The organism is Bacillus sp. EB600 (genome assembly GCF_024494385.1).
Classification (GTDB): Bacteria; Bacillota; Bacilli; order Bacillales; family Cytobacillaceae; genus JAEVLT01.
In genome coordinates this window covers 24,600-41,820 of sequence record NZ_JAEVLT010000013.1, presented here as the reverse complement: position 1 = coordinate 41,820, position 17,221 = coordinate 24,600, and the positions used below count along the sequence as shown (strand labels likewise).

Genomic DNA, 17,221 nt, shown 5'->3' with positions numbered 1-17,221 from the left:
ACAAGGAGGGGATATGGTGAAATCAATTGGAATCTTGGGTGTCGGTCAAGCAGGCGGTAATATAGCTGAGATAGCATCAACCATGGGCTTTCAAACCGCCCTTATTAATACGAACCAAAGGGATGGAATCGTTAACACAAGAGTAGATAAGAAGTTTTTTCTCCCAGGTTTTAATGGTGCCGGGCAAAATAGGTCCATAGGAATAAAAGCCGTTAAGGATAACCATCGTGAGATAACTGAGTTTGTAAAGCGTTCCTTTAAAAATATTAAGCTATTACTGGTGGCCTTCTCTACTGATGGCGGGACTGGATCCGGTATGAGTCCACTCTTAATTGATTTGTTAGTGGATCAACTGCCAGGCGTCATTATCGGGGCTATTGCGATTTTACCTGACCGAAACGTATTAGCAGGCAACAGGATCAATGCAGCGGAGTGCATTGAAGAAATTTCAAAGATAGAGGCGATTTCTTCTGTGTTTCTGGTAGATAATGATCAAATGCGTAAGTTGAACCCACAATCCAGTAAACATCAAATCTACCTTTCTTCCAATTATCAAGTCATGGAAGCAATTAGTGGTGTACTGCAGGTAACGAAAATGAGTTCTTTATACGGTAACTTTGATGAGACTGATCTTTTTAATATCCTTAACACTAGAGGAGTAACAATTATATCCTCAGCAACGATCACTGACGCTAAAACTACCTCAGATGTATCCAGTAAAATTCAACAATCCTGGGCAAGTACCATATTTTGTCCCGTCGAATCAACTGGCGTCATTCGAGCTGGTCTCATTTATAATGGGCCCGAAAAAATGTCGAAGCTAATTAATGTTCCATCAATCTTTGAAAAAGTCGGAGAACCGCTTGAATTATTCGAAGGGACCTATATCTCGGAGTCTGATCCTGCGATCATCACCATCCTAGCGGGTCTTCCTTTCCCAACCCGCCGGCTGTTGGCTCTTGAGGATTTTCTTGAAAAGAATAAAGAGCGATTACAAAACCTAGTCAACAAGGAGCATACTCAGAAGTATGAATCGAAAATAGCTTGGGCATCCCACCTAAAAGCCAGATCACCAGAGAGACAGGCAGGATCTATATCAGCTAAGATATCTAAGTACAAAAGTTAACTAAAGGGGCATTCGTTTTTTGCCACAATTTCCATTCAGGATTGATTTCCATATTTAAAAATAAACAATGTGTCTACAGGTATTCACTTTCATATGAAGAAGAAACCGACCGAGTGGAAAAGTTTGTCGGTTTCTTTTATATTAAATTGAAGGGCTACTGTAGCAATTGGATTTGTCGCATCCTACGTGGATGTTAATTGGGAGAAAGAGGGTATTACTTAAAAAAGGCTACAGTGCTGATTCAGCTCCGTAACTTTTTTATCAGGTTGTGCTATTGCATGATGAAGGAAAAGGCTTTTACCTGATTCCTTTCATATAGCCTTGAATTTTTGGTGATAGTACAAATAATAAAATTGAGAGGATAATTGATGCGACACCGATCACTCCAAAGTAGGTCATTTCGGTCGCTGGTGTGTAAAATTTAACCAATTGTGCATTAAGTGCCTGGGCAGCAGAGTTAGATAAAAACCATAAACTCATCATTTGCGCCGAGAAAGCAGCAGGTGCTAATTTCGTCGTAGCCGAGAGTCCAACAGGTGATAAGCACAATTCCCCAATGACAACAATGAAATAACTAAGTACGAGCCATAATGGGTTCACGAGTGCGTGAGCTCCGCCAAACCATGCTGGCACTAAAATAATAAGGAATGATAAACCGGCAAACAATAAACCAAACGAGAATTTTTTGGGGATCGTTGGCTGGCGGTCATTTAATTTTACCCAAAGTGCACCAACGATTGGTGCAAAAACAATGATAAATAGTGGATTCAATGATTGAAACCATGCAGGTGAAATATGCATTCCTGCAAAATCCAATTGCGTCCGTTTATCAGCAAAATTCGCCAGAATGGTTGATCCTTGCTCCTCAATTGCCCAAAACATAACAGATGCTATAAAAAGTGGAATATAAGCAATAATCCGTGAACGCTCTTCGCGGGTTGTTTTTGGACTGCGATACATTACAACGAAGTAACTGGCGGGAATTAAAAATCCTAAGATCCCGACAAGGCCAATAAAGGATTGAACAGTTAAAAGTCCGGTGGAAATAGCAACCGCAACTAAAATGGCAATAATAATGAAAGCGACCACGATTTGCGTGAAAACTTTTTTCTTTTCAGTTTTGGCGATAGGGTTTGTAACATACCTGCCGGCAAGACCGAGACTAGTTTTCTTTGTAAAAATAAAGACCATTAAACCGATGAACATGCCGATTGCAGCCAAGCCAAAGCCTAGGTGGAAATTATACTTCATGCCAACCGTTCCGACAATTAGCGGGGAAAGGAAGGCTCCAGCGTTAATTCCCGTGTAAAAAATACTGAATCCGGCATCACGACGGACGTCTTTAATACTATACAATTCACCAACAATCGTTGATACATTCGGTTTCAGCAGCCCTGTACCAAGGATAATCAGAACCATCGATACAAAGAACATAGGTAAGCTCCCTGGTATAGACAAAGCGATGTGACCAAACATGATCAATATACCGCCGTAAAATACAGCTTTTGATGTTCCGAAAATCCTATCAGCCAGCCAGCCGCCGATAATTCCTGACATATAAACTAATGATCCATATATGGACGTAATGGCAAGGGCAGTCTGCTGGTCAAGTCCTAAACCACCTTTTGACACTTCATAATACAAGTAGTAAACAAGGATCGCTTTCATACCATAGTAAGAAAATCTTTCCCAGAATTCCGTGAAGAAAAGAGTGAATAAGCCTTTAGGATGTCCAAAAAATCCTTTCTGAGGCACACTTTCCACAATTTTCTGCCTATTTAAGTCTGACATCTTACAACCTCCTTATTCTATTCTACAATAATACTTTTAATTAAAAAGTTCGTCAATATTCTTTCTAATCAAAAAAGGTTGTTAAATTTTGCTTGTGATTGGATAATTGTGGAGTCCATGGATGTTTTTTTATATATGGTGTGCTTTTGGTAAAGAACATTTTAAAATGATAAATTTTCCAAATAAACTAATACTGTGGAATATATTCTAGTTGAAATCTCGGCAAAAAAATTGAGGCGATCCAAGATCCCCTCAACATATGTAGTGACATTATAGGTATTTTTTAATTTTTTCAATCACATCTGCATATTCTTCATCGGTCAAATATGTTTTACCAGGATTCATTTCGAAGGTTGAACCCCAATTTTCTTTTCCTTCATATTTAGGCACCACATGCATATGCAAATGATGCAATGTATCTCCATAAGCCCCGTAATTAATCTTATTCGGTTGGAAAGCCTTGTCCACAGCTGAAGCAGCCTTTTTTACATCCTTCATAAATGCTGCTAATTCCTGTTCGTTAAGTTCAAACAGTTCTTTCACATGATCCTTATAAACTACATTAACTCTACCCTTATAGGTTTGCTCTTTAAAAAGAAAGACTGTCGAGACATCAAGCTTGCCTATTTCAATCATAAGGTTGTCCCGTCGTTCATCCTCCATGCAATACATACAATCTTTGTTTAATTCCATCATTTTCAAATCCTCTCTTATTTCCTATTAACAATATTAATTAAAATATCCACTAATGTTGTCTGCATACATTGCTAAATGTATACTTTGATTGGGATACTAGTATATTGTAACAGTCTTTAAAAGGAATATACGAGTATAAGAAGCCAAACTACTAAGGAAACAAGAAGACTCTTCAAAGATTTGACACAGTTTGAAGATAAGGTATATATAAACTGTGTTACATTTATCGGCTGATTGCCACACAAGGGGCAAATGTAGAATTGCACCGAAAATATGTAGAATCCACCTAAAAACATGTAGAATACTTTCAAATATGTGTAGAATCAACTTTAAAATACGTAGAATCCGTTGACAAATATGTAGAATGGCACTAAAAATATGTAGAATCTTTTAGACTTCAGTTGAAGTGGGAAAAAAAACGCTCGGATCTATATCCAAGCGTTTTTGCCTATTCATCAACTAGCTTTTGTTATTTAAAGTGGAGTGTCTTCTTCCATAGCTAAAGTAAATAACTAAGCCGATTACGAGCCATATCAAGAAGCTGATCCAGGTTATGGATGGAAGTTGGATCACTAGGTATCCGCAGGATAAGAAGGCAAGAATCGGAATCCAAGGTACAAATGGAACGCGAAAGCCCGTTTTCGGCGCCCCTTGTGTTTTGCGGAGATACAAAATACCGATAGAAACAGACATGAATGCAAACAGCGTACCAATATTCGTTAATTCAGCAAGCTTCCCAAGTGGTATTAATCCGGAAAAAATAGAAACAAGAATGAATGTGATCCAAGTATTTACGACCGGAGTTTGCTTTTTCTTATCTATTTTTGAAAAAACCTTTGGAAGTAGTCCATCACGGCTGATTGAATAAAACAAGCGCGTTTGTCCATAAACCATTACCGTTAAAACCGTTGTGATCCCGGCAATTGCTCCTAGGGAAATGAATCCTGCAATCCAATCCTGGTGAATATAAGTTAGTCCAAATGCGACAGGATTTTTCACGTCAAGCAGTTGGTAGGGTACAATTCCAGTTAATACAGCTGAAACGGCTACATATAGAATTGTACAGACAACCAACGAAGCAATAATTCCGATTGGCATGTTACGCTGCGGGTTTTTAACCTCTTCTGCAGCTGTAGATACAGCATCAAAGCCGATATATGCATAGAAGGCTGTTGCTGCACCAGCGGTTACCCCTGAAAATCCAAATGGCATGAATGGAGTCCAGTTAGCTGGCTTCACATACCAAGCCCCGACCCCAAGAAACAGGAGAACAACAGCTATTTTAATAATAACCATGATTGCATTAAATCGGGCCGATTGTTTTGCTCCTCGTGTTAATAAGAATGTAATAAACAGAGTGATGAAAATGGCAGGTACATCAATAAACGTTCCATTTGCAGGGTCATATGCACTTGAGATTGCTTTAGGAATATGGATCCCAAATCCTTGGATCAATCCTTGAAAATAACCTGACCATCCGCTGGCAACAGAAGCACTGGCAAACCCGTATTCAAGAATCAAATCCCAGCCTAATATCCATGCAATGATTTCTCCAAAGGTAGCATAGCTATATGTGTAGGCACTGCCCGATACTGGCACAGTGGAAGCAAACTCTGCATAGCAAAGGGCTGCAAATATACAAACAATTCCAGATAAAATAAAGGAAAGGACTAGTGCTGGGCCGGCATGTTCGGCAGCCGCTACTCCGGTAAGAACGAAAATCCCGGTTCCAACGATTGCGCCAATTCCCAGCATCGCTAAATCAAAAGCGCCTAATTCTTTTTTTAAAGTAACATCCTTTTTGCCCGTGTCCCTTAGTAAATCTTGAATGGATTTTTTTCTAAACAAATCCATAATCTATTTCCTCCTATTACGTATATTTTGTCTAAATATTCTGATAAAATGAACCGAATAAAAATAATAACGAATTTTGTCGAATTTTTTCAACAACGAATTTTATAATATAACGTATGTTAGAAAAAATCAATATATTTGAAAAATAAAATTTATATAAATTACTTTTAAATCCAATTTGTGACGATAATGTTACAGTAGCATATTGTAAGAAAATAAAAAAACCTTCTCGCAAATAAGAAAGTTGAGAGAAGGTCCTAAAAATATAAGGAATTACTTTTAAACATAGATAACTCCAATAATTAAATCATTTAGTCTTTAACTGAATATAAGAAGAATCATTTTCATTCCATTTAAAAATTCCTTCGGTAAGCTTAATGATGGAATCAAATGGAGGGGGAACAATTTCTTCATTATTATTTTCAGCAGCTAGATATTCCTTCTTGAATTCAAGTAAATCACTCTTCGAGGCTACACGGAAAATCATATCTAAACTAATTTGGTTCGCAGTGATTTTATTTGCATTACAAATACATTCTTGAAATTTTTTATTATATTGAATCATGATCGGCAGGTCACTCACAAGTGCCACACCAAAAATATCCTTAATAATGTCCTCATATCTCAATTGTGATTCTGTAACACATTTTTTAACGCCTTCCTCAGGATTTTCTAAATAATAGATCGTTTCAATTTGAATTGCCATCTATATAACAACCTTTCATCTCAGTTATTTTAATTAAGCTCCAGACCTAGATTGAATTTGGGGACTAGAATAAAAAATGCACATGTTAAATTCACAAAACGCATTTGTTTCGTTCTGATAAACTTGGTTCACATCATTTGAAAAAGAGATGGCATCTCCTTTTTTCAAAGAGGATGTTTCTTCATGTCCAATTTTAATGGTTAAGGAACCTGAATGGACTGTTATAAACTTTAAAACACCAATCTCATTAGGCTCAGAAATATGTGTGCAGCCTGGCAGCATCCGAATTCGATAAATTTCAAGTGGGATTCCAGGGGATGCAAAAGTGTTATAGGTTTCAAATAAATCGTGATCCTCTTTTAAAAAAGGCTGTTCGTGCTCACGGATAATCCGAATTGATGAGTTTTTCATAAGGAATGAAGCAATCGGAATTTGTAATCCATTCGCTATTTTCCAAAGTACTGATACCGTTGGGTTTGAAGTGCCTCGTTCAATTTGACTAAGCATCGGTTTGCTCACTGTCGTTAATTCGGCAAGTTCATCCAATGATAATTGGCGCTGTTGACGATGAAATCGCAACCGCTGCCCTATTTGTGAAGATAACCAGCTTTTTTCCATAATTACTCCTTAGTAAGGCGTATGTTATATTAGAACATAAAATATATTATAACATATTTTTCGAAAAACAACTGAAGGGAGTATATGGCTAATTTCAAAATAAATTTACCACAAACGATGTGCTAACCAAGATTAATCAAGAATACTTACTATACACAAAAAAATTTTGCGCTTTTTACAAAATAAAAGATTTTACGCAAATTTTTTTTGCATAAAATTAAGGAAGTAATCCTCTATTATCAAGAAATTTATTTTGACACGGAACTTGCATATTAGATAAATGAAATAATCAATTGGGGGGAAACGATGATAACTTATTCACATGAACTAGAAACTGATTTCACTATTGAAAAAAATAAACTAGCTTTTCGAGAAGCAATTGCTTATGTAGAATCTCAATTTGGAAAAGATTATCCGGTTGTGATCGGTGGAGAGAAAATTTTTACCGAGGATAAAATTGTTTCTAAGAACCCGGCGAATAAAGAAGAAGTAATTGGCCACGTTTCCAAAGCAAACAAGGAATTAGCTGAACAAGCGATGCAGGCTGCATTAGAAACATTTGAAACATGGAAAAAGTGGAAGCCAGAACATCGTGCCAATATTTTATTCAAGGCTGCTGCTATTTTAAAACGCCGTAAACACGAATTTTCCGCTTGGATGGTAAAAGAAGCAGGAAAGCCTTGGGCAGAAGCAGATGCTGATACGGCTGAAGCAATAGATTTCTTAGAATACTACGGCCGTCAAATGCTGCGCCTTCAAGATGGAGTTCCAATGGTAAACCGCGAAGGTGAATTTAATCAATACAACTATATTCCACTTGGGGTCGGGATTATTATTTCACCATTTAACTTCCCATTAGCAATCATGGCCGGTACAACAGTTGCTGCGATTGTAACAGGTAACACGGTACTTCTTAAACCTGCTAATACAACAGCAATCATTGCTGCAAAATTTGTTGAACTGATGGATGAAGCAGGACTTCCAAAAGGCATTTTAAATTTTGTGCCGGGAAGCGGCGCAGAAATTGGAGATTACCTTGTTGATCATCCAAAAACTCGGTTTGTTTCGTTTACGGGATCCCGGGAGGTTGGCTGCCGTATTTATGAACGTGCTGCAAAGGTACACCCAGGCCAAAAATGGCTTAAACGCGTGATCGCTGAAATGGGAGGAAAAGATACAGTCGTCGTTGATAAAGATGCAGACATCGATTTAGCAGTTAACAGTATCGTCTACTCTGCATTTGGCTTCGCTGGCCAAAAATGTTCTGCTGGCTCTCGTGCCGTTGTCCATCAGGATATTTATGATGAGGTCCTTGAAAAAGCTGTTGCTCTTACGAAAACATTGACAGTAGGCAACCCAGCTGATGGTGCATATATGGGACCAGTGATTGATGATAAATCATTCAAGAAAATAATGAGTTATATTGAAATTGGAAAGCAAGAAGGTAAGCTAATGACTGGTGGTGAAGGGAATGATTCAAACGGTTATTTCATCCAACCAACCATTATTGCTGATTTAGATCAAGATGCCCGTCTGATGCAGGAAGAAATTTTTGGACCAGTTCTTGCATTCTGCAAAGCACGTGATTTTGACCATGAGATGGAAATTGCAAACAATACAGACTACGGCCTAACTGGAGCATTCCTTTCAAAAAATCGTGAGCATATTGAACGGGCACGCGATGAGTTCCATGTTGGTAATCTTTATATAAACACTAAATGCACAGGCGCAGTTGTTGGGCATCAGCCGTTTGGAGGCTTTAATATGTCAGGTACTGATTCAAAAGCAGGAGGACCCGATTATTTAGTTCTTCATATGCAAGCAAAATCAACATCTGAAAAACTATAAGACTATAAACGACAGCTTAAGTAATTCCGAAAGGCGGCAGGAACGTGGCCTTCGCCTTTCGGGGACGTTGAAAAGGGGGAAAAAAATGATGGCCCCAGACACTAAATCTAATGAAATCATTGAAAAAACAGATAAATTTGGTGCACATAATTATCAACCACTGCCAATTGTTATCTCAAAAGCAGAGGGAGTTTGGGTGGAAAGCCCTGAGGGAATCCGCTATATGGACATGCTCAGCTCTTATTCAGCTTTGAACCAGGGGCATCGTCATCCAAAAATTATTCAAGCGTTAAAAGATCAGGCTGATAAAGTAACGCTAACTTCCCGTGCATTTCACAATGACAAACTTGGTCATTGGTACGAAAAAGTTTGTAAATTGACTAATAAAAATATGGTACTTCCAATGAATACCGGAGCAGAAGCAGTAGAAACCGCTATCAAAACTGCCCGCCGCTGGGGCTATGATGTAAAAGGGATCCCTGATAACCAGGCAGAAATTATTGCTTGCATCGGCAACTTCCATGGCCGGACAATGGGGGCTGTATCCCTATCATCTGATCCTGAATACAAACGAGGCTTCGGTCCAATGGTACCTGGAATAAAATTAGTTCCTTACGGTGACATTGAAGCATTAAAAGCAGCAATCACAGCTAATACTGCTGCATTTTTAGTTGAGCCAATTCAAGGCGAAGCCGGAATTGTTATTCCTCCTGAAGGATATCTAAAAGCAGCATCTGCATTTTGTAAAGAAAGCAAAATATTGTTCATTGCAGACGAGATCCAATCCGGCCTGGCACGTACTGGGAAAATGTTTGCTGTCGATTGGGAAGACGTAACCCCTGATGTTTTTATTTTAGGTAAAGCCCTTGGCGGCGGAGTATTCCCAATTTCATGTATTGCCGCAAATTCTGATATTCTTGGCGTCTTAAACCCGGGATCTCACGGATCTACTTTTGGGGGGAATCCGCTTGCTTGTGCTGTATCGCTTGCAGCTTTAGAGGTACTTGAAGAGGAAAAATTAGCTGATCGTTCACTTGAATTAGGAAAATACTTCCTTGATCAGCTTAAAACACTTAAAAACCCAATTATCAAAGAGGTAAGAGGTAAAGGATTATTTATCGGGGTAGAACTTACTGAACTAGCAAGACCATATTGTGTACAATTAAAAGAAGAAGGCCTCCTATGTAAGGAAACACATGACTTGGTCCTCCGCTTTGCCCCACCGCTTATTATTAGAAAAGACGAAATTGATTGGGCTATAGAGCGAATTACAAAAGTTTTAGGATAAGGGTACAGGTAAGGATACAGGAGGGTACAGGGACGGTTCTCTTGTTATAAAAAAGGAAAGAGAGCCGTGAAACGTCCCCTTGAAAGAGGTGAAGTACGATGTATTCGATTCAATTATTTGAAAATGATGTACCAGTAGTACTCTTCCGCCCTTAGTGGAGTGAAGGTGACTACATCTCTCCGTTAGGGGCATTCTCAGCCTAATAAAAGACGGAGTGTACAAAAGTGAAAAACACTTGGTTAGGTTCTATATATTTAGCTTTAGCCGCTAGTATTTGGGGTGGAATGTACGTTGTTGTTAAAATTGTAGTAGCTGTCATACCTCCACTGGAACTTGTATGGATGCGCTATTTAGTGGCTATAGTCGCACTTCTCGTGATCGGCTTGATTACACGACAAAAATGGCGAATTCATAAATGTGATTTCTTACTAATCATAGCCATTGGGATTATTGGTAACACGATTTCGATTGTTACTCAGGAAACAGGTACAATGCTATCCTCAGCACAAATGGGAGCCATTATTACATCTTCAACACCAGTATTTATGGTTATATTTGCTCGTCTACTGCTTAAAGAACGGTTAACTGTAAAAAAAGGCCTCTCCGTTTTTTTAGCAACAATTGGGGTTTTTTTCATTGTTGGAGTCGATCATGTGAATTTGTCCAGTAAACTTGGTGGTATTTCACTGCTTGTTGCTGCTTTAACATGGGCGCTCATGTCAGTTCTTGTAAAGCGTGTGCCGAGTGATTATTCACAGATTGTGGTGACAACTTATTCCATCCTGGTAGCCCTAATTGTGTTAACCCCTATTGTATTAGGACGTTTACACGCAATTACTATCTCACAGCTAACACACCCGTCTATATGGGGAGGTGTCTTGTATTTGGGCGTTGTCTCAACAGCAGGTGGATTTCTACTTTGGAACCGCGGGCTACAAATGCTAAACGCCTCAAGCGGGGGGCTACTTTTCTTCTTTCAACCAGTGGTGGGGACAATACTCGGATGGCTTATGCTAGGAGAGAACATAGGTATAACGTTTTGGATCGGCTCGATCCTAATTCTCAGTGGCGTTTTATTCGTTATCAACGAGAAATAATCAAAGGGACGGTTCTTTCGTCACGAAAGAACCGTCCCTTTGAATTTCCAGAATCAGAAAAAAGCGATACTCCGTAATGGAAGCATCGCGCCCGTAATTATTCTTCAGTTGGCTTTTCCAATTGGTCCTGATGGCCTTTAATCAAACGGCTTCCAAAACTCGGGAGTGGTTTCTCCTCTTTTCGTTCTTTCCTCTTTCTTAGCCATTCTCGAACCCGTCTACGCAACCTTGAACGCTTCTTCATCGCCTTTCACCCCAATCACCTTCATCTTTCTCCTTCGGCAATCCAATGGGTATCCATTATGTGTTTTACAAGTATTGTATAGTTCTATTTTAACAGTTACTGGTAACTAAAACAAATGCCTGCTTTCCTTGGTTGCAGCTATGGAAGGAAAAATGTTTTTAGCAAAGGGACGGTTCTTGCGTCACGAAAAAGGCAAGAGAACCGTCCCTTCGAAATTCCCCCTTTGAAATTCCACGAAAAAGGCAAGAGAACCGTCCCTTTGAATTTTCCCTTTGAATTTTCCTTTGAATTTTTTAGGACAACCGTGCGCTGTTGTGAAAAATTCCTTATAATGAATGAAAAGGGTTAAAAGGGAGGGATTTTCAAATGTATGCTGCAGGGCAAAAGGAAATGCAGAAGATGGATCAGTATACAATGGAAAAGCTCGGTTTACCTGGGATTGTCTTAATGGAAAATGCAGGTGCAAAAGTGGTTGAGGAGATCCTCGCTAGTTCACCTTGTAAAAAACCGCGAGTCGTCGTGCTGGCCGGGGGCGGGAATAATGGCGGTGATGGATTTGTTATTGCCCGCAGGCTGTTTGATTTAGGATTAGAACCTCTGCTTTGTTTGTTAGTAAAGCCCGATCGGATTAAAGGAGATGCAAAGGTACATTTTGATGTATACATAAACCGGGAATTGCCGGTCTTCTATCTGCATGAAAAGACAATAGAGGAACTCCGCAATGAATTAAATCAGGCAGATATAATTATTGATGCAATTTTAGGAACTGGAGTAAATGGTCCTGTTAGAGAACCATTTAATCAGGTCATTTTGCTAATTAAAGAATATGCCGGGAAGAAGTTGGTAATTTCTGTCGATATCCCATCAGGCGTCAACAGCGATACTGGAAAAGTGGAAGGTCTCGCCATCAAAGCAGACAAAACAATTACCTTTGTGTTTCCGAAAAAAGGCTTTTTCTTGCAGGATGGTCCAAAGTACATTGGAGAGTGGAAGGCTGTTGATATCTCAGTACCAGGTGCAATTGCTGATGAACTGGGATTCGATCTGCCTATAATAATTACTGAAGTACTTGGCAAAGCCTCAGTACCAGTCCGGCCTAAGCATGGTCATAAGGGTACCTTCGGGCATGCCCTTATCCTGGGCGGGTCCCGTCAATTTGTCGGGGCGCCTATTTTTGCTGCAAAGGCAGCTTTATATTCAGGTGCGGGCTTGGTAACCTTGGCAGTTCCGGAAGGTATTTATCCAATGGCGGCTGCACAAAATCCAGAATCGTTATTTTTACCATTAACGGAACAGGAAGGATATTTTGCGGCAGATGCAATTGCTGAAATTTCACCAAGGCTTGATCAATTTGATAGTGTGGCAATTGGACCAGGAATGGGCAGGTTCCCTAGCGGGGAAAAGTGGATGAAAGCTTTTCTAGCTTCACTAACAACACAATCGATTGTCGTTGATGCGGATGCGCTATATTTACTGCGAAACGATTTGGAATTGGTGCAACAGTATGAAGGAAACGTTATTTTTACTCCTCATCCTGGTGAAATGGCTAGATTATTGAATAAAACAGTAAAGGAGGTCGAAGAGGATCGACTCGAAATTGCTGGTACTTTTGCAAAAAATTATCAGGTGAACTTGCTTTTAAAAGGACATCGTTCAGTCATTGCCACGCCTGATGGGGAGGTCTACATAAATCCGTACGGTCATGATGCCCTGGGAAAAGGGGGAAGCGGTGATGTGCTGACTGGGTTGATCACCTCTTTTCTTGCTCAGGGGGCAACCCCTTTAAATGCGCTTATATCAGCAAGCTTTTTACATGCAAGGGCTGGAGAAGAAAAAGCAAAAACCTTATCACACTACGGTGTAGCGCCTTTTGATATTATCGATGGCGTGAAGGAACTGTTAGCTGAAAGTGAGCAGTGCCCTTGCCCGTGAAAAAAGATTTAGATTTTTGGAGGATTACTATGAACTATTCCAGCTATCTTAAACCATTGATTGCTGTGTCATTTCCGTACATCCTATTTGAGGCTTTTCATTCTGGAATAATTAAAGATTCATCCTTCATGATGCCGAAGGGACATTTCTATATTGTCAGCATTGTTTCCATTCTAGCAAGTATGATAGCTATTGCGGTAGGGGTTGTTGGAAATCGGATTCGAAATAGTAAAGTGAGCTTCTTGTCACTGTCCTTCCTGTCTCTCGGGTTAATGTTTTCGGTTCATGGGCTGTCTACTCCACACTTCATCCTTGGCGATACCCAGTTACCTGGAATTACATCCCAATTAAGCATGTTTCTGGCGACAATCTGGATGTGGCTGTCATCCTTGCCATCTGATAACTCATTTGTGCATTTCCTTGGAAAACAGCAACGCACACTCCTTCCTATATGGACAGCAGCTTTACTCACTTTGGGCGTAATTGGAATGATGAATCCATATATTGTCCATTTCATTCCGGAGAATGCCATCCCTTTAAAAATTACTTTAACGGGTGTTTCCATATTGTTAAATTGCCTTACAATCTATCGCTATTTTCAATCTTACAGATATACTCGATTCCCATTACAAATATCGATTGTCTATAGTTCAGGGTGGATCATGGTTTCTCAGTTAATTATGATTAGAGGAATACAATGGAGCTTAAGCTGGTGGATTTATCATTTCTTATTACTGGCTGCCATGATTGTTATGGTAATTGGCATTGTTAAACAGTATGCTGTAAAAGGAACTCTGACGGAATCGCTCCGCTCCTTGTTTACGACTGACCCGTTTGAACGTGCAACGAACAGCCTCTCGCCTAGTGTTAAAGCCTTGGTTACGGTAACGGAGCAGAAGGATACCTATACAGCTGGACATACCTTTAGGGTTACCATGTATGCATTAAAGCTAGCTGAAGAGCTTCGCTTAAAGCCTGAACAACTTCGCGCTATTGTTCAGGGTGGACTTGTTCATGATGTCGGGAAAATAAGGGTACCCGATTCTGTCTTAAATAAACCGGGAAAACTTTTACCTGAAGAAAAAGCATTAATTGAAAAGCATCCTGTCGATGGCTATAACATGTGCAGAAATCTTGGATTTTTGAAGGAAGAGTTAAGCATCATCCGGTCCCATCATGAAAAATGGGATGGGAGCGGATATCCAGATCGATTAAAAGGCACCGAAATTCCTTACTTTGCGCGAATAGCAGCAGTTGCGGATGTATATGATGCATTGACTTCAGATCGTGCCTACCGCAAAGCATGGCAACATTCTGAAGCAATGAAGTATTTAATAGAAAATAAAGGATCTCATTTTGACCCTCAATGTGTTGAGGCATGGGAGAAGCTTTGTGACCGTAATCCTTCTGTTTACTTGTATCCATCTCAAAAGATTAAGGACGAAGGGACAATCCAGAAGCTTTCAACATTATAGATTACTAGATTAAGAAGCGGATAGCCAAATAGACTGCCCGCTTTTCGTATATAAAGGTTCATTTTGCTAAAATTGTCGTCTTCAATGAAGTTTGATACTACTTGAACAGATTGTGGCAATCGCGAAATAAATAAAATAAACTCCAAATACAGCCTATAATTGTGATTACTCATATCGTATTCTCGTCATCCCCACCACAAGAAACGTAACCGAAAAGGCTAGCAGCACACATACAGGTGCGACGATATCCATGATATTCCCGCCACGGGCCATTAACTCCGTAAAGCCCTTCATTGCCCATGTCTGTGGAATAAAGTCGGCTATTTTTTGCATAAAGGATGGTACAATATCAAGCGGCCAGTAAATTCCGCCCAGCATGCAGGTTGCGGTAATAATGACACTTCCCAGCGCACTTTGCTGTTCCGCTGTCTTCACGAACCCGGAAATAAACAGACCAAGACCTACAACACATAAGAGTAAAGCTGAAACGAGAACCAATACCCCTGCTAGATTTCCCCACTGTACGCCAAATAGCAGGGTCGAAGCAGCCATCAGAACTCCGAATTGAATCCAACCGATTAAAAAAAACGATAGGAAATATCCGGCCATTATTTCGAATTTAGATGTGGGTGTTGATAATATTCGAGTCCATACTCCTGTTTTTCTCGCTTCTAACAAAACACCTGTGACACTCATCATCACAATCATCACAAACATGATTGAAAAGCCGGCAGAACGTGCTGACATATTGCCCATTTCTTGCTTCTGTAGATTCTTTGTAACTGATACCTTTTGAATAGCAGGAGTAGTGGTGGAATCTTGTTTATCCAACTCACTGTACATTTCATTCCATGGCTTATGGCTGTAGCTGCTCCAAACTGTTGCGGCCTGAGTTTCAATTGCTATTTTTGAAACAGCATTTGAGACAATTTGGTCTACCATGGCGTTACTGGTGAAGTCGGGACTATGCTTAAAAATCACCTTGTGCTGATTATTTGTAACCAACCCATTTTGGAATCCCTTTGATACTAGCAGGAAGCCTGTCAGCTTTTTCTCCTTCACTTGTTTAACAGCCTCGTCTCGCCTCATTTCTTTTAAAGTGAAAAGCTGATTATCTATCAGCGAGTCATGAAGGCTTTTGGACAACGTAGTTTGGTCTTCGTCAACGAAGGCAATAGTTATTTTTTCTGTGGAGGAATCTCCCAGTAATCCGCCAAATAAAAGGGTGAACAACAGCGGCATGCCAAACATCAGGATATAAGACTGCGGTTTTTTAAATAACCGTTTTAATTCAAATGAACAAATCGCCCATATTCTTTTCATAATAGCCCCCTATTTTACCTGTAATCGCCATGTTCCAAGTGTAATTGATACAATGCCAATCATGAATAAAACGATCAGCGGCATAAGTAACGTGTTCCATGTGGTACCGGCCATAATATCGATAAAGCTGGATAACGCCCATTTGTTTGGCGCAATATTGGCCACCGTCTGCATGGCTTTTGGAAAAATAGTAAGAGGAATCATCGAGCCACCGAGAATAGCGAAAATTTGCACGCCCAACCCTCCAACCATCTCGGCTGTTTTCATATTCTTTATGATCGCAGCAAACAGCATCGCGAGCCCTGAAACGGCAATCGAATAAGCAAATCCGATTAACATCGTTTGAAGTACATTTTCTCCCCAATTAACCTGAAAAAGAAAATGCGTGACAGCTAGGAAAATACTAAACTGTGCCAATACGAAATAAAGATTACCAAGAAATTTTCCTGCTAAAATTGCCAGTTTGCTTGTTGGTGTACTCATTAAGCGTGCCAATGTTTCTGTATCGCGTTCATTGATAAATGATTTTGCTCCATTTTCTACATTAAATAAGAGGAACATCGCTGCCATTGCCGCTGCATAGTACTGCATCCCACTGACTTGTTTTTTTCCAATTGATCCTTCTTGAACAAAGCCTTGATTATGTTTTGCTAACTTTTCAAGTGAAGTTGATAATTGCCTAGCTAGGTTTTTGATATCATTAGGTGCTAACGTTTGAGCTGAATTTGTTAGCACTGTTTTTGTCGAAGAAGAAGTGGTAATAACTTGGTTTACAAACGTTTGTAACACTGTTTCGATGATATTGCCCTTCAATTCCTTGCCAGGATCAGTCAACAGCTTGGCTTGCTTTAACTGTCCATCCTGCAGGTTCCCGCTCCAATTGCTTGGAATCACAACGCCAACATCTATCTTCTCATCTCGTAACAAGGCTGTAAGTTCTTTTTCTGAATCAACCTTTTTAACAGCAACAAGCTTTTTTAGATCTTTCCCTGACAACACATCATTAACTAAAATTGCCGCGATGGGATCAGTATCTGTTTGAACGACACCAACAGTTGTTTTGGGCAGACTTGCTTCTCCCATCACACCGCTCAAGGCAGTGCCTAAAATTGCGGTTAAGATAATCGGGAAAAAGATCATCAGAAAAAATCCCTTTCGGTCTGTAAAACGTATCTTGAAATCCTTCCAAGCGATAATGAAACTTTTCATCATCTGTATTCCCT

General features: G+C 39.8%; 14 protein-coding genes. 6 read left to right on the top strand and 8 right to left on the bottom strand.

Annotated features, from left to right (window positions below; genetic code table 11):
* Positions 1–16: 16 nt before the first annotated feature.
* A complete protein-coding gene (locus tag JN080_RS14740; RefSeq protein WP_256236771.1) occupies positions 17–1,126 on the top strand; it encodes an FtsZ/tubulin family protein in 1,110 nt (369 codons plus the stop codon).
* Positions 1,127–1,423: 297 nt separating this feature from the next.
* Here the strand turns inward: JN080_RS14740 and JN080_RS14735 are convergent, their stop codons facing one another.
* From JN080_RS14735 to JN080_RS14715, 5 genes are all read right to left on the bottom strand, one after another.
* Entirely contained in the window at positions 1,424–2,917 is a 1,494-nt protein-coding gene (locus JN080_RS14735; RefSeq protein ID WP_256236770.1) for a peptide MFS transporter, read from the bottom strand.
* A 270-nt stretch (positions 2,918–3,187) separates the two neighbouring features.
* Positions 3,188–3,613: an HIT family protein gene (locus tag JN080_RS14730; RefSeq protein ID WP_256236769.1), complete on the bottom strand. Its 426-nt coding sequence runs from the start codon at positions 3,611–3,613 to the stop codon at positions 3,188–3,190.
* Positions 3,614–4,072: 459 nt separating this feature from the next.
* Entirely contained in the window at positions 4,073–5,467 is a 1,395-nt protein-coding gene (gene bcaP, locus JN080_RS14725) for a branched-chain amino acid transporter BcaP (protein ID WP_256236768.1), read from the bottom strand.
* A gap of 307 nt (positions 5,468–5,774) precedes the next feature.
* Positions 5,775–6,173 (bottom strand): hypothetical protein, encoded by a 399-nt coding sequence (locus JN080_RS14720; protein ID WP_256236767.1) that lies wholly within the window; start codon positions 6,171–6,173, stop codon positions 5,775–5,777.
* A 33-nt stretch (positions 6,174–6,206) separates the two neighbouring features.
* Entirely contained in the window at positions 6,207–6,791 is a 585-nt protein-coding gene (locus JN080_RS14715) for a helix-turn-helix domain-containing protein (RefSeq protein ID WP_256236766.1), read from the bottom strand.
* A gap of 306 nt (positions 6,792–7,097) precedes the next feature.
* Between JN080_RS14715 and pruA the strand changes: the two genes are divergently transcribed.
* From pruA to JN080_RS14700, 3 genes are all read left to right on the top strand, one after another.
* Positions 7,098–8,639, top strand: coding sequence for an L-glutamate gamma-semialdehyde dehydrogenase (gene pruA, locus JN080_RS14710; protein ID WP_256236765.1), 1,542 nt, complete (start codon positions 7,098–7,100; stop codon positions 8,637–8,639).
* An 88-nt stretch (positions 8,640–8,727) separates the two neighbouring features.
* On the top strand, positions 8,728–9,927 hold the full coding sequence (locus JN080_RS14705) for an ornithine--oxo-acid transaminase (RefSeq protein ID WP_256236832.1): 1,200 nt from the start codon (positions 8,728–8,730) through the stop codon (positions 9,925–9,927).
* 224 nt (positions 9,928–10,151) lie between these two features.
* Positions 10,152–11,024, top strand: a complete 873-nt coding sequence (locus JN080_RS14700) for a DMT family transporter (protein ID WP_256236764.1) — start codon at positions 10,152–10,154, stop codon at positions 11,022–11,024.
* 97 nt (positions 11,025–11,121) lie between these two features.
* On the opposite strand, the gene JN080_RS14695 is transcribed toward JN080_RS14700, so the two are convergent.
* Positions 11,122–11,268, bottom strand: coding sequence for a hypothetical protein (locus JN080_RS14695; RefSeq protein ID WP_256236763.1), 147 nt, complete (start codon positions 11,266–11,268; stop codon positions 11,122–11,124).
* A 366-nt stretch (positions 11,269–11,634) separates the two neighbouring features.
* On the opposite strand from JN080_RS14695, the gene JN080_RS14690 reads away from it, so the two are divergent.
* Both JN080_RS14690 and JN080_RS14685 read left to right on the top strand, forming a co-directional pair.
* On the top strand, positions 11,635–13,200 hold the full coding sequence (locus JN080_RS14690; protein ID WP_256236762.1) for an NAD(P)H-hydrate dehydratase: 1,566 nt from the start codon (positions 11,635–11,637) through the stop codon (positions 13,198–13,200).
* Between the two features lie 29 nt (positions 13,201–13,229).
* Complete coding sequence (locus JN080_RS14685; RefSeq protein ID WP_256236761.1) at positions 13,230–14,675, top strand: HD-GYP domain-containing protein; 1,446 nt, start codon at positions 13,230–13,232, stop codon at positions 14,673–14,675.
* A gap of 165 nt (positions 14,676–14,840) precedes the next feature.
* Here the strand turns inward: JN080_RS14685 and JN080_RS14680 are convergent, their stop codons facing one another.
* Together JN080_RS14680 and JN080_RS14675 are read right to left on the bottom strand one after the other, a co-directional pair.
* Positions 14,841–15,998: an ABC transporter permease gene (locus JN080_RS14680; protein WP_256236760.1), complete on the bottom strand. Its 1,158-nt coding sequence runs from the start codon at positions 15,996–15,998 to the stop codon at positions 14,841–14,843.
* Positions 15,999–16,007: 9 nt separating this feature from the next.
* Positions 16,008–17,207: an ABC transporter permease gene (locus tag JN080_RS14675; protein ID WP_256236831.1), complete on the bottom strand. Its 1,200-nt coding sequence runs from the start codon at positions 17,205–17,207 to the stop codon at positions 16,008–16,010.
* Positions 17,208–17,221: the final 14 nt, after the last annotated feature.

What these genes read in the sequence shown, in the direction of transcription:
- JN080_RS14735 (WP_256236770.1), bottom strand. Translation starts at nt 2,917, where the DNA reads ATGTCAGACTTAAATAGGCAGAAAATTGTGGAAAGTGTGCCTCAGAAA.
- JN080_RS14730 (WP_256236769.1), bottom strand. Translation starts at nt 3,613, where the DNA reads ATGATGGAATTAAACAAAGATTGTATGTATTGCATGGAGGATGAACGA.
- bcaP (WP_256236768.1), bottom strand. Translation starts at nt 5,467, where the DNA reads ATGGATTTGTTTAGAAAAAAATCCATTCAAGATTTACTAAGGGACACG.
- JN080_RS14720 (WP_256236767.1), bottom strand. Translation starts at nt 6,173, where the DNA reads ATGGCAATTCAAATTGAAACGATCTATTATTTAGAAAATCCTGAGGAA.
- JN080_RS14715 (WP_256236766.1), bottom strand. Translation starts at nt 6,791, where the DNA reads ATGGAAAAAAGCTGGTTATCTTCACAAATAGGGCAGCGGTTGCGATTT.
- pruA (WP_256236765.1), top strand. Translation starts at nt 7,098, where the DNA reads ATGATAACTTATTCACATGAACTAGAAACTGATTTCACTATTGAAAAA.
- JN080_RS14705 (WP_256236832.1), top strand. Translation starts at nt 8,728, where the DNA reads ATGGCCCCAGACACTAAATCTAATGAAATCATTGAAAAAACAGATAAA.
- JN080_RS14695 (WP_256236763.1), bottom strand. Translation starts at nt 11,268, where the DNA reads ATGAAGAAGCGTTCAAGGTTGCGTAGACGGGTTCGAGAATGGCTAAGA.
- JN080_RS14690 (WP_256236762.1), top strand. Translation starts at nt 11,635, where the DNA reads ATGTATGCTGCAGGGCAAAAGGAAATGCAGAAGATGGATCAGTATACA.
- JN080_RS14685 (WP_256236761.1), top strand. Translation starts at nt 13,230, where the DNA reads ATGAACTATTCCAGCTATCTTAAACCATTGATTGCTGTGTCATTTCCG.
- JN080_RS14680 (WP_256236760.1), bottom strand. Translation starts at nt 15,998, where the DNA reads ATGAAAAGAATATGGGCGATTTGTTCATTTGAATTAAAACGGTTATTT.
- JN080_RS14675 (WP_256236831.1), bottom strand. Translation starts at nt 17,207, where the DNA reads ATGAAAAGTTTCATTATCGCTTGGAAGGATTTCAAGATACGTTTTACA.